Genomic DNA, 11,644 nt, shown 5'->3' on the forward strand with positions numbered 1-11,644 from the left:
TCTCATGTGCCGTGGGGCGCCAACCGGGCCCTGCCGCCCAACAGCCAGGTCACGATGTTCGGCAGCACGCGCAACGACGCGAAGTGCGCTTCCCTGGGGTGGAAGACGGCGCGTCCCCTCGGAATGTGTTCGGCCAGCCACCGAGTGTGGCTGGCCGGGGAGAATACATCCTGTTCACCGTGCCACAAGAGCACGGGGACGGAGATGTCGTCCAGCYAGAAGCCCCAGGGGCTGCAGAATGACAGGGCGTCGTCCACCCACCCGTCGGCCGAAACGCTCAGCGCCTCACGGTAGTTGCGCACCAGCATGGCCCGGATACCGGCGTCGGCGACGACTCGCAGGTCGGATTCGGTGAGTTCCCAGCGCAACTGGGCCAGGAGCCGGCGCGGATCGGCTCGAARGTCCACGGAGCGCTTGCGCAGACTGGCTGCGAGCTGATCGGGCCCGGTGAGGGCCTTGGCGTACTCGTCGACGTTCGAGGCCGCCATCCCCGCGAACCAGTCCAGGCCGTCGGCGTCTCGCGGAGCGAGGCTCACCAGTACCGCCACCCGGGTCACTCGGTCGGGCAACAGGGCTGCGCAGGCAAGGGCGTGCGGCCCGCCTCCGGATCGGCCGACGACAGCGAAGCGTTCGACACCGAGGGCATCGGCGATGGCGGCGACGTCGGCGGCGACGTGCTCAACGCGTCGTCCCGGCAGCCGGTCCGAGGGACCGTAGCCGGGACGGTCGTAGGTGATGAGCCGAACCCGCTGGTGATACAGCAGCATGGGCCGAGGCGCCGGGCCGAGTCTGCTGCCGGGGGTGCCATGAAGCAGGAACACCGGAAAACCGCTGAGATCTCCGCAGATCTCGACGGCTAATCGGCGCCCGTCCCCCGTAAACACGTCTTTGAGCATGCGCGGCCCCCTTCCGAAGCCCCCGCCCGCTGCGGCATGCCGTGTGGTCGTGCAACGGCCATTCCCCATCGTGCCCCAGATCATCCCGATGTGCGGGTGTTTCCGGCTTCTGGCGGGTCAATGGCCAAGAGGTGGCGGGGACTTGTCGGTTCGGTACGAGAATTCGGTACGAGAGAGGGCCGCGGTGACCGCTTCTGCGGTCACCGCGGCCCTCGCACGACTTCTCGGTCAGCTCGGGACCTGCTTGTAGGAGTACACGGCCGTCGCCACCGCACACACCCCCGGCGGGATCATCTGAGCCCGCAGCGTGCCGCTGTTCGCGTCGTAGTCCACGCCCTCCGTCTCGAACGCCCCCGTGCACACGCTGCGTTGCGGCAGTGCGAGCAGGGACTTCACCGCGCCGGTGATCGGTTGGCCGTCGACCTTGCGGGGCAGGTCCACCTGGAGGAGGGGGCGGGGTTCGGGGAAGAACGTGCCCGTGGCGTCGTTCGAGGCGCACAGCAGGCGGGTGTCCGTGACGAAGTCGCAGCCCTGGATGTCGCGTACCGGCTTGTCCAGGGTGATCTGCCAGGCCTCCTTCAGGTCGCCGCCCGTGGGGGACGTGGCCGGGTTCAGCAGGGGAGCCGGGAAGACCTGGAGTCTGCGCTGCTCTCCCCACTCGCCCGACACCAGCCACTGGCCGTCGGGCGAGACCGTGGCGAAGGAGTTGTTGAGCTTCTCGCCCGGGTTGAGCCGGTGGACGTACTCGTAGCGCTTCCCGGTCGGTGTCGTCACCGCGTACATCTTGGACGTGGCCGTGTCCGGGCCCTGGTAGGCGTCGAATACGTACCCGTTCGCGATGTCCGGGTCGCCCACGTGGTTCCAGCCCTTGATCCGCAGGCTCAGCGGGATGTCCACCAGGCCCCGGTACAGGAGCGAGCCGTCCGCCCGGGCGGCGAGCCCCTGCCCGCCGCCCAGGGTGTCGGTGTACGCCGTGCCGGTCTCGGTCCAGTGCGGGTCACCGGCGGCCGAGGCGGTGCCCGCGCCGAGCGCGAGGGCACCCAATAAGCAAACGGGGGTGACGAGATGACGTCTCATCAGGCTCCTGCCACGTCGACGAACACGGGGTTCGAATAGAACCACGTATCCGTCCACGGGTCACCGTTTCCGGGCGTGTGCGGGATCGGCCCGTGCGGGTCGACCGACGCGCCGAGGTAGCCCGCGCCGTTGCGGTTGCCGTCGCTGCCGCGCAGGCGGACGTAGAAGGGCTCGTTCCCGGCGGTCACCGGGATCCGCAGGGTGTACGTCCCCTTGCGGCCGGACACGTCCTTCGTCGCCACGACCTTGGTGTCCGGCGCCTGCCAGGTGTCCCGGTCGGCGACCGGGCCGCGCACCGCGCCCCGGATGACGTCCACGTGCGCCAACTCCGGCAGGATTCCCTGCGGGTTGGGGCGGGAGGCCGTCGTGACCGTGACGTTCAGCGTGAGCTTCTCGCCCTTGCGGACGCGCAGTCGGCCGCCCAGCGTCACGCCCCGGCCGTGGTCGCAGTCCCGCTTCAGGCGTACGTCGAGGCCGTCCAGCAGATGTCCGTGGTCCAGCCAGACCCGGCCCGCGCGCAGGCCCGCCATCACGGCGCGGTAGCCGTAGCGGGTCACGCCGACGTGGGTGCGGCTGAACTGGCCCGGCCAGAAGTCGCTGCCCGGCTGCGGGGTGTCGGTGTTCACCGGGTCGGGCAGCTTGCCGGTGTTGTCGAAATTCTGGCCCGCCGGCCAGTCGCCGTTCCTCCAGGTGTCGAAGACGATGCGGTGGGCGTCGGAGTTCGTGGTGATCGAGAACAGACGGCCCTCCGCCAGCATCGAGTCCCACAGGCCGCCCACCGTCGCGGTCGCCCAGTCGAAGCCGCCGTACGTGAGGTACGCCTGTGCCGGATAGCCCGGCCAGGACTGTGCCGACGGCTTGTTCTCGTACTCGCCGCGCATCGACGTCGCACCGCGCCAGCCGGGGATCGCCGCGCCCTGGGCGCCGGGCGCGCCCTCCATGCCGATCATGATCTCGGGGGCCGCGTCCCGCCAGCCCCGCATCTCGTGCGGGGAGTCGATGCCGAGGCGCAGCGGGTGGTTGGCGAGGACGAGGACGTCGTCCACGTAGCCCGTACGGCGCTGTTCGGCGAGCCACTTGAGGGCCTTGACCGCGTGGGCCTCGTTGCGGGCCGTGTCCGCGGCCCCCGGGGCTCCCTCGGTGTATCCGAGCAGCTTGCCGTCGTAGGCGCTCTCGAACTGCGTGAGCAGGTCCGCCTCGTGCCGGCCGGGCGCCGCGAAGACCGTGCAGTGCTCGGCGGCCGGGATGTACCACTCCAGGCCCTGGAAGATCAGCTGGCGCGGGTTCTCGGCGCGCGCATCGAGGATCTCCTTGTGTTCCAGCGCGGCGCCGTAATGGGCGTGCCCGAAGTTGGAGTGCTCGGTGAACACCATCCAGTCCAGGCCGTACTTGGCGCCCGCGGCGGCCAGCTGGGAGAACGTGTACTTGGCGTCGTGGCTGTAGACGGTGTGGATGTGGTGGTCGCCGACGAGGTAGGCGAGGCGTGGGTCGTCGCCGCCCAGACGCCCCTCGCCCGAAGACGCCATCGCGGGGACGGCCGTCGAGCCCAGCGCGAACGCGGCGCCGAACAGGCCCGCGCGGCGCATCAGTCCGCGTCTGGAGACGCCCTGCGGGTCGAGGTCGGCGGGGGAGACGGACGGGTCGGCCCAGGTGGGCAGCTGCTGCTCGGTCATGGTCATCCTCGGCGGGTGTCAGTGGTTCATGAAGGACGTGACGGGCAGCGCCCGTTCGACGACGCGGACGTCGCCGAGGCGGCCGTAGTGGATCTGGTCGATCCTGCCGCCGTACTCGTAGCCGCCGAGCAGCCAGGGCAGGCATACCGAGGCGAGGCCGATCGCGGTGGCGTGCGGGTTGCGGGCGACGGGGCAGCCCTGGACGTACAGCGTGGTGTGCCGGCCGTCGTTGACGACGGCGACGTGCCACCAGGTCTCCCGCCCGGTCTCGTCGCCCCAGTTGGTGGCGATGCCCTCCTGGTTAAGCGGCCGGACCGCCCACTGCGGGCCGGGTCCGTCGGAGAGGGAGAGCGTGGCGAGCGGCTCGTCGGGGTCGCCCTCGGTCTTGCCGGCCGCGCCGCCCGTGCCCGTACGGCTGATCAGGCCGCCCCAGGCGTTGTGCGAGGCGTCCCAGTCCGCGGGGAGCCGGTAGAAGGCCTCGATCGTGTAGCCGTTCCTGAAGGTCGCCGAGTTCAGCGGGGCGCCGTCGACCGTGCGCAGGTACGCGCCCCTCAGCGGGGACTTGAAGCCGGTGAACTCCAGGCTGCCGTGGCCGGGCTGGTCGGGGTGGTGGTCGGCGGACCAGCCGAGGGTGCCGCCGCCGACGGAGACCACGGTGAGGTCGTTGCCGCGGCCGGACAGGTCGCGGACGGTGCCGGAGACGGGGGAGTCGAAGCGCCAGTAGGCGGCCGTGCCCCGGATCAGCATCTTCGACGCGGGGCGCGCCGGGCGGGCCGGCAGCGGGGAGAAGCCGGAGAAACGGTCCGCGAAGTCGATGTCGACCGAGAACCGGTCGGCGTCGCCGCTCAGCTCGATCTCCTGGCGCTCCAGCTCGTTGAGGCCCTTCGCGGCGCGGCCCAGGATCCACGGGGAGACCGTCTCGACGTCGATGACGTCGCGGTCCAGGTCGAAGTGGTAGAGGCGGATCATCGCCGCGCCGCCGAAGTAGCGGTTCTGGTAGTTCGTCAGATGCAGGTGGACGTCGTTGCCCGCCGCGTTCTTGCGGACGGCCCGGCCCGCCGGCCAGTAGTGGCCGTTGAGGGTGAGGAAGATCTGGTCGTGGTCCTTGATCAGCTGGTCCCACAGCTGCTGGCCGTACGACGACAACGCGTCGTCGTCGACGACCAGTTCGTGCGTGGTGAGGACGACCGGCGTCTTCGGGTGCCGGGCGAGGACGTCCTTCGCCCAGGCGTAGCCCTGCGCCGACAGCCGCCAGTCCAGCGCGAGCACCATCCACTCGCGGCCGGCCGCCTTGAAGAGGTGGTAGGTGTTGTAGCCGTCCGAAGAGGCGCCCCCGAAGGTCGACTTGCCCTGGAACCGCCGCGGGCCGAACGTGTCCAGGTACGGCGTGGCGCCGCGCTGGTCGTTCGTGGACGACTTCACGTCGTGGTTGCCGGCGAGGACGCTGTAGCCGACGCCACGCCGGTCGAGCAGCTCGAAGGCCTTGCCGATCGCGGCGAACTCCTCCTTCGCGCCGTTCTCGGTGAGGTCGCCGAGGTGGGACAGGAAGACGATGTTCTCGTCCCGGCCGTGCTCCAGGAGATAGCGCAGGGACGCCTCGATGGGCGCGGGGTTGATGCTCGGCCCGTCGAAGAGGTACTGGGTGTCGGGCATCACGGCCAGCGTGAAGCGGCGGCTGTCGGCGTTCGGACGCCAACCGGCCGCCGTGGCCGCCGTGGACGCCTCGGCCACGGTCGGCAGGGCGACCCCGGCCGTGGCCGCGGCGCCGAGCAGCGCGGTCGCGCGCAGGAAACCGCGTCTTCCGGCACCGGCCTGCTCGGCCTCGCCCTGGGCATGATCATGCGAAGTACACACGTGTGCTCCGTGAGAAGAGGTGACAGCGAAGGGCGTGGGGGGAGTTCAGAGAACGCGCAGGGTCCAGCTCCAGCGATGGATGCCCGGTGCGACGAGATACGAGGGTGAGGTGTCGGGCCCGCAGGAGGCGGTGCCCAGACCGCGGTGCGCGGCGTCGATGTGCACCACGCAGCCGGGCCGCGCGACCAGCTCGTCGTGGTGGCCGGCCGAGGCGAGGTCCTCGGCGCCGTAGCGGGTCACCGACACCTGGCGGGGTTCGTCCAGGGTGACCGAGAGCCCGGTGGCGTCCGGCGCCGACAGCGTGAACCGCCGTACACCGTGCCGCCCACCGCTCTCCTGGGGCCGCAGATAAGGGGTGAACAACGCGTCGACCGGTACGGAGTGATGGCCGACGGGCGCGCCCGTGCTGCGGTCGGGATACGACTCCCACGGCCCCTGCCCGAACCAGTCCAGGAGGTCGAGCCCGGCGACCGTCTCGAAGACCGTGCCGACCCGGGCCACGTCGTCGAACGCCGCCGGCAGCTCGGCCTCCTCGTCGACCCGGACGCCGCCCTCGACGGGCGTGAGCACCTGCCGGTGCCGTACGACACCGGTCGTGCCCGCGTACTCCGCCTCCACGGTCACGCGTCCGTCGCCGTCGTGCACCGACACGACCTTGCGGACCAGCGCGTCGAGCCCCCAGTTGCGCCAGCGCCCGGCCATGCCGCCCAGCTCGTCGTTGTCGGTGGGTGCGCGCCACAGCGAGAGCGTGGGGGCCGCCGTCAGCAGCGGATGGACGAGGAGTCCCTCGCCGTCGACCTCGATCTGCCGGTCCACCGGAACATCCGGGGCCACGGCGGGCCCGCGCAGCCGCACCTGCGGCAGGCACACCTCGGTGCCGCGCGGCGCCCACGGCTGGTCCTCGGCCACCGTCACCCGCAGTGTCAGCCAGGCCTCGCCACCGTCGCGCGGCACCTCGAAGGGCAGCGGTACGGCGGCCGTCTCGCCGGGGCACAGCCTGGGCAGCTGCGCGGGGCCGGTCAGCGTCGTGCCGTCGGCGAGGTCCAGCCGCCATTCGCCGGCGAGCCAGTCCAGGCCGCGGAAGTGCTGGTGGTTGCCGAGCACGATGCCCTCGTGCTTGTAGCACTCGATCCGCACGCACTCGATCCGCAGCGGCGCCGCGATCTCCCGGTGCTCGTACATCGCCGGCTTGGGCGTGCGGTCCGGGAAGACCACGCCGTCCGCGATGAACGCGCCGTCGTGGAGGGACTCGCCGAAGTCGCCGCCGTACGCCCAGCGGTACCCGGGCGCGGCGACACCGTTGTCGTAGAGCCCGGCGCCCGCGCGCCCGGCAGGTCTGCCATCGCTCACGCGTTGCAGAATTCCGTGGTCCCAGAACTCCCAGATGAAGCCACCCTGAAGACCCGGGGTTGACTCCATGGCCGCCCAGTGGTCGGCCAGCGTGCCGTTGCTGTTGCCCATCGCGTGCGAGTACTCGCACTGGATGAGCGGCCTCGTCTGCCGGCCCGACAGCGCGTGGGCGACGCAGTCCTCGATGGGTGCGTACATGGGACAGGCGAGGTCGGAGGCGTCGTCGGTCGCCGCCCAGTCGAGCTTGGCCGCGCCCTCGTACTGGACCGGCCGTGTCGGGTCGTGCCGGCGCAGCCAGCCGGCCGCCGCGTCGTGGTTCGCGCCGTAGTCCGACTCGTTGCCCAGCGACCAGATGATGACCGACGGGTGGTTCTTGTCGCGTAGCACCATGCGCGAGACGCGGTCCACGAAGGCGTTCAGATAGCGCGGGTCGTCGGCGATCTCGTGGGCGTGGTCGTGGGACTCGATGTCCGCCTCGTCGACGACGTAGAAGCCGAGCTCGTCGGCGAGGTCGTACAGGGCGGGGTCGTTCGGGTAGTGCGCGGTGCGGATCGCGTTGAAGCCGAACCGCTTGAGCAGGACGAGATCCGCGCGCATCTCGTCGTACGACACCGTCCGCCCGGTCAGCGGGTGGAAGTCGTGCCGGTTGACGCCCCTGATGAGCACCCGCTCCCCGTTGACGAGCAGGTCACGGCCGGCGATCTCGACGTCCCGGAAGCCGATCCGGTGGCGGGAGGTGTCGGCGATCGTGCCGTCGGCGCGGTGCAGGCTGACGGTCAGGTCGTACAGCTCGGGCGTCTCCGCGTTCCAGGTGCGCACGTCCTCGACGGCCGTCTGTATCCGGGCCTCGCCGAGAAAGTCGGAGACCCGCTCGTCCTCGGCGTTGAAGCGGTCGAACTCCCGGTCCTGAGCGAGGAGCCGGCCGTCCAGCTCCCCGCTGACGTACCACCCCGCGGGCAGCGCACCGCCCGCGTCCCGCACCCGGCAGTCGACCCGCAGCTCACCGTTGTGGCGGGCCCGCACGGTCACGTCCGCGAGATGCAGCGGGTCCGTCGCGTAGAGCAGCACCGAGCGGGTGATCCCGCCGTGCCACCACTGGTCCTGGTCCTCGATGTGCGAGGCGTCGGACCATTTGACGACCGTGAGCCGCACCGTCGCGGGGGAGCCGGGGCGCACCAGGCCCGTGAGGTCGAACTCGGCCGCGAGGTGGGAGTCCTTGGAGATGCCCACCGGCCGCCCGTCCACCTCCACCAGCAGCACGCTCTCGGCGGCCCCGACCTGGAGCACGATCCGGCGGCCTGCCCAGTCGGCGGGCACGTCCACCTCACGCTCGTACACGCCCGTCGGGTTGGCGGCGGGCGAGTGGGGCGGGAAGTCGGGGAACGGCATCCGCACGTTGGTGTACTGCGGCAGGTCGTCCGTGCCCTGCAGGGTCCAGACGCCGGGGACCCGCGACGTCGACCAGGCACCGCCGACCGGCGCGTCCGGAGTCGGCAGCAACTGGAAGCGCCAGTCGCCGTCCAAGGGGAGTCCTCCGGAGCGCCGGTCGACGGCGTTCATGGGCAGTCGCCCCCAGGAGGTCACCTCGGMTGCCTCCCAGGGGCGCAGCCCCAGCAGCGGGTCCATCAGCGGATGGCTCCCTTGCCGAGGTCGCCGATGATCTGCTTGGCGCCGATGGCGAAGACGATCAGCAGGGGGATGAGGGCGAGGAGCGCGCCGGTCATCACCATGCCGTAGTCCGTGGTGCCGTGGACGCCGTTGAGCTGGGACAACGCGACCTGGAGGGTYACGTTGTCCGGGTTGGTGAGGGCGATCAGGGGCCAGGCGTAGTCGTTCCACTGGGCCATGAACGTGAAGATGCCGAGGAAGGCCAGGCCCGGCCGGACGACCGGGAGGGCCACGTGCCAGTACTGGCGCAGGAAGTTCGCGCCGTCGATCTTCGAGGCGTCCAGCAGTTCGTCGTGGATGGCGCTCTTCATGTACTGGCGCATCCAGAAGATGCCGAAGGCGTTCGCCGCCGCCGGCACGATCAGCGCAGTCATCGAGCCGATCCAGCCGATGTTCGCCATCATCACGAACTGCGGGATGATCGCCAGCTGCGTCGGCACCATGAAGATGATCATCAGCAGCGTGAAGAGCAGCCTGCGGCCCGGGAACTCGAACTTGGCGAACACGAACGCGGCCAGCGAGTCGAAGAACAGGACCAGGAAGGTCACCGCCGACGCCACCAGCAGCGAGTTGAGCATGGAGCCGAAGAAGTCGATGTTGTCGAAGAGGCTGCGGACGTTCTGAAGGAAGTGCGAGCCGGGCAGCAGCTTCGGCGGGTACGAGAAGATCTCGGTCGCCGTGTGCGTCGACATGATGACGGCCCAGTAGAACGGGAAGGCCGACAGGAGCAGTCCGATGACGAGTACGGCGTGCAGCGCGACGCCCCGGCTCCGGGTTCCCCGAATGGCCTTCGGCCGCCGTGTTCCTTGGATGGATGCCATGGTGTTCAGGCCTCCCTAGTCTTCGCCACGGCGCTGCACAAGGCGCCAGTTGATGATCGAGAAGATGACGACGACGAGGAAGATCCCCCACGCCACGGCGGCGCCGTAGCCGAAGTCGTTGTTGTCGAAGGTCTGCTGGAAGAAGTAGAGGACCATCGTCCGGCCCGAGTGGTCCGGGCCACRGGAGAACGTCGAGTCGTTCGAGGTGTTCTGCAGCAGCACCTGCGCCTCGGTGAAGCTCTGCAGGCCGGTGACTGTCGAGACCACCAGCACGAACAGCAGCGTCGGCCGCAGCATCGGCAGCGTGATCCGGAAGAAGGTCTGCACGGGACCGGCGCCGTCGACCCGCGCCGCCTCGTACAGCTCGCTCGGGATCGTCTGCAGGCCGGCGAGGAAGATGATCGCGTTGTAGCCGGTCCACTGCCAGGTCATCAGCGTCGCGATGGCGACCTTGATGCCCCACGGGGTGTTCAGCCACGCCACCTGGTCCAGCCCCACGGCCTGCAACAGGGCGTTCACCAGGCCGAAGTTGGTGGAGAAGACCGAGCCGAAGACGATCGCGATGGCGACGACCGAGGTGACGTTCGGCAGGAAGTACGCGAAGCGGTAGACGTTCTTGAAGCGGACCGCGGAGTTCAGCATCACGGCCGTGATCATCGCCAGGAAGATCATGGGGAAGGTGGCCAGCGCCCAGATGATCAGCGTGGTGCCGATCGAGCTCCAGAAGTCGCTGTCGCTGAGCAGGTACTGGTACTGCGAGAGCCCCGCCCACTCCATCGAGCCGAGGCCGTCCCAGCGGTGGAAGGAGAGGTAGAGCGAGAAGCCGACGGGGATCAGGCCGAAGGCGAGGAAGAGGAGGTAGAAGGGGGAGATCGCGGCGTAGAGGTGCCAGTACTTACGGAAACCCGAGCGGGGCCCGGCAGCCGATGCCTGCTCCGCGATGACGGGCGGCTTTTCCAACGCGGTGGCCATCAGTAGCTCACCCCCAGGTGCTTCGCGATCCGCCGGCACTTGCTCATGGCGTCACTCCAGGCCTTCTTCGGGTCCTTGCCGAGGACGCCGACGTTCTTGATCTCGTCCTTGATCGGCTGCCCGAGCGCCACGTCGAACGGGCTGTTGTAGGCGACCGCGATCTTCTGCGCGGCGGGCCCGAAGACGTCCGTCGTCACCTGGCCCCCGAAGAAGGGGTCGGGGTCGCGCAGTTGCTTCAGGTCGTACGCGGCGGGCGTCGAGGGGAAGAGGCCCGCGTCGACGTAGCCCGAGGCCTGGTTGGAGGCGTTCAGCATCCAGGCGATGATCTCGAAGGCCCGCTCGGGCTCCCGGCACGCCTTGGTGATCGACAGGAACGAACCGCCGTTGTTGGACGGCCGCACCGGCATGTCGGCGATCCGCCACTTGCCCTTGGTCTTCGGGTTGCCGTTCTTGATGTCGTACGTCGCCCAGGAGGCGCCGAGCTGGCTCGGGAGCTTGCCGGAGTCGACCGCGGATATCTGGTCCGGGGTGCCGGTGACGAGGTTCGAGACGATCCCGCGCCGCTTGGCCTCCACGGCGAGCGCCCAGGCGTSCCGTATGTGCTCCTGGTCCCCGATGAAGTGCCGGTCCTTGTCGACGTAGCGCTTGCTGCCCTGCTGGACCGCGTTGTCGTAGACGCTGGTGACGTCGGTGAGCAGCGAGGTCCCGGGGATCCGCTGCCTCAGCCGCTCACCCGCATCGAAGAACTTCTCCCAGGTGTTCAGCTCCCTGGAGACGTCGGCGGGCTCGTACGGKAGCCCGGCCTTGCGGAACACCTCGTACTGGTAGAAGTGCGCGACCGGGCCGCAGTCGATCGGGAAGCCGATCATCGTGCCGTCGTCGGCGATGCCCTGGTCCCACTTCCAGGCCAGGTACTGGCTCTTGTACTTGTCCGCGCCCAGTGTCCTGAGGTCGACGAACTGGTCCGCGTTGGGCAGGTAGGACGCCATGTCCTCGCCCTTGAGGCCCGCGATGTCGGGGACGTGGGCGTTGCCGGTCATCGTGGTGATCAGCTTGGACCGGTAGTAGCCGCCGATCTTGATGGCCTGGAGGTCCACGCTGCTCGCGTAGCGGGCCTTGGCCTTGTCGACGGCCGTGTCACCGAGGCCGCCGTCCCAGTACCACAGGACCATGTTCCGGCCGGTCGAGCCGGACGGTACGGCACAGCCGGACGCCAGGCCGCCGAGCGCCGTGGCGGCCGTACCGGCCAGGCCCGCGCGGAGCAGGCCTCTTCGTGAGAGCCGCACAGCTCCCACCGCCTTTCGGATCTTTTCGGGACTTCGCATGAGAGGGG

General features: G+C 69.8%; 8 protein-coding genes. All 8 read right to left on the bottom strand.

The genetic code is table 11. The features are described 5' to 3' along the window. Positions 1 to 2: 2 nt before the first annotated feature. Complete coding sequence (locus tag EAO75_RS00090) at positions 3 to 896, bottom strand: alpha/beta fold hydrolase (protein WP_147992962.1); 894 nt, start codon at positions 894 to 896, stop codon at positions 3 to 5. Between the two features lie 228 nt (positions 897 to 1,124). Continuing rightward, positions 1,125 to 1,973: a hypothetical protein gene (locus EAO75_RS00095; RefSeq protein ID WP_147992963.1), complete on the bottom strand. Its 849-nt coding sequence runs from the start codon at positions 1,971 to 1,973 to the stop codon at positions 1,125 to 1,127. After that, entirely contained in the window at positions 1,973 to 3,646 is a 1,674-nt protein-coding gene (locus EAO75_RS00100) for a PHP domain-containing protein (protein WP_147992964.1), read from the bottom strand. Before EAO75_RS00100 ends, EAO75_RS00095 begins: the two co-directional genes overlap by 1 nt. 18 nt (positions 3,647 to 3,664) lie before the next feature. Then, the gene (locus EAO75_RS00105; RefSeq protein WP_147992965.1) at positions 3,665 to 5,500 is read right to left on the bottom strand and encodes a LamG-like jellyroll fold domain-containing protein; all 1,836 of its coding nucleotides are present in this window, start codon (positions 5,498 to 5,500) and stop codon (positions 3,665 to 3,667) included. Positions 5,501 to 5,545: 45 nt separating this feature from the next. Continuing rightward, the gene (locus EAO75_RS00110; RefSeq protein WP_147992966.1) at positions 5,546 to 8,476 is read right to left on the bottom strand and encodes a glycoside hydrolase family 2 TIM barrel-domain containing protein; all 2,931 of its coding nucleotides are present in this window, start codon (positions 8,474 to 8,476) and stop codon (positions 5,546 to 5,548) included. After that, on the bottom strand, positions 8,476 to 9,339 hold the full coding sequence (locus EAO75_RS00115; protein WP_147992967.1) for a carbohydrate ABC transporter permease: 864 nt from the start codon (positions 9,337 to 9,339) through the stop codon (positions 8,476 to 8,478). Before EAO75_RS00115 ends, EAO75_RS00110 begins: the two co-directional genes overlap by 1 nt. Before the next feature lie 15 nt (positions 9,340 to 9,354). Beyond that, positions 9,355 to 10,311, bottom strand: coding sequence for a carbohydrate ABC transporter permease (locus EAO75_RS00120; protein WP_147992968.1), 957 nt, complete (start codon positions 10,309 to 10,311; stop codon positions 9,355 to 9,357). After that, complete coding sequence (locus tag EAO75_RS00125; RefSeq protein ID WP_147992969.1) at positions 10,311 to 11,597, bottom strand: ABC transporter substrate-binding protein; 1,287 nt, start codon at positions 11,595 to 11,597, stop codon at positions 10,311 to 10,313. Before EAO75_RS00125 ends, EAO75_RS00120 begins: the two co-directional genes overlap by 1 nt. Positions 11,598 to 11,644 lie beyond the last annotated feature (47 nt).

The sequence above is a fragment of the Streptomyces sp. UW30 genome, assembly GCF_008042075.1.
Classification (GTDB): domain Bacteria; phylum Actinomycetota; class Actinomycetes; order Streptomycetales; family Streptomycetaceae; genus Streptomyces.